The 1,443-nt window shown below is 74.0% G+C and carries 1 protein-coding gene; it reads right to left on the bottom strand.

Going from position 1 to position 1,443, the window contains the following annotated elements:
- Positions 1 to 130: 130 nt before the first annotated feature.
- A partial coding sequence (locus tag KD1_RS14035) for a DEAD/DEAH box helicase (protein WP_157073371.1) occupies positions 131 to 1,443 on the bottom strand: 1,313 nt, incomplete at its 5' end.

Here is a 1,443-nt window from a genome sequence, read left to right as displayed (position 1 = left end):
CCGTGGCCTGTCGCGCGCAGGGCGCCGGCATCGTGGCGTTCACCGCGACCGCCCCCATCCCGGTCACGGGCCGGGCCACGCTTCCCGGGCTACCGCGCTCCGTCACGGCGAACGCGCGCGCCGGGCCGGCTCACTCGGCGGTGACGTGAGCCAGGACCGCGTCGAGCAGGCGCACCGCACCGGCCTTGTCCAGCGGTTCATTGCCGTTGCCGCACTTGGGCGACTGCACGCACGCCGGGCAACCCGATTCGCACGCACACCCGGCCACGGCATCGCGGGTGGCCCGCAGCCAGGCCGGGAGCACCGCGTGCGCCCGCTGCGCGAACCCGACTCCGCCCGGGTACCCGTCGTGCACCATGATCGTCGGCAGCCCGGTGTCGGGGTGCAGGGCCGTCGACACCCCGCCGATGTCCCAGCGGTCGCAGGTGGCGAACAGCGGCAGCAGCCCGATGGCGGCATGTTCGGCGGCGTGCGCCGACCCGGGAATGTCGACCTGCTCGATCCCGGCCTGCGCGAGCAGCGTCTCCGGCATGGTCCACCAGACCGCCTGGGTGTGGAGCGTGCGCGGGGGCAGATCGAGCGGGTGCGAGCCGAGCACCTCGCCCGAGGGCAGGCGGCGCATGAAACCGACCACCTGGCTGGTCACCTGCACCGACCCGAAGGACACCCGCACCGGCCCGTGGTCGCGGCCCTCCTGCTCCGCGACGATCCGGAAGCTCGCCCGTTCCTGGGCCGACGTGCTCCACCCCGGGTCGCCGGCCACGGCCAGGGCCGTGTCCTGCGACAGATCCAACTCGGTGACCACCCACGTCTGGCCCTGATGGACGTGCACCGCCCCGGTGTGCACCTGCACGTGGGCGCTGGCCTCGTCGACCGTGCCGACGACGCGGCCGGTGCGCTGATCGACGACGCTGACGACCGGCCCGGTCCCGCGCAGGGTGACGTGGTCGGCCGCCCGGTCCTGCCGAGCCCAATACCAACCCGTCGGCCGGCGCCGCAGGATCCCGCGCTGCGCCAACTGCGTGGCCAGTGTCGTCGTGCTCGGCCCGAACCACGCCGCGTCATCCTCGGTCAGGGGGAATTCCTGCGCGGCTGCCGCCAGGTGGGGGCCGAGCACGTTCGGGTTGGTCGGGTCGATCACCGTGGCCTCCACGGGCGCCGCGAACACCGTGTCCGGGTGTTCGACGACGTAGGTGTCCAACGGGTCGTCGGCGGCGATGAATAGCGCCAGCGCCGCCGAACCGCCCCGCCCGGCCCGCCCGACCTGCTGCCACAGCGAGGCTCGTCGACCGGGCCACCCCGCCACCAGGACGGCATCCAGACCGGCAATGTCCACCCCGAGTTCGAGTGCGTTGGTGGTCGCCAGCCCCAGCAGGTCACGCGAGCGCAGGGATCGCTCGAGCGCACGGCGCTCCTCGGGCAGGTACCCGCCGCGGTACGCGG

It is taken from the genome of Kribbia dieselivorans NBRC 106261 (assembly GCF_001552435.1).
Taxonomy (GTDB): domain Bacteria; phylum Actinomycetota; class Actinomycetes; order Actinomycetales; family Dermatophilaceae; genus Kribbia; species Kribbia dieselivorans.
This window is presented reverse-complemented; position numbering and strand designations above follow the sequence as displayed.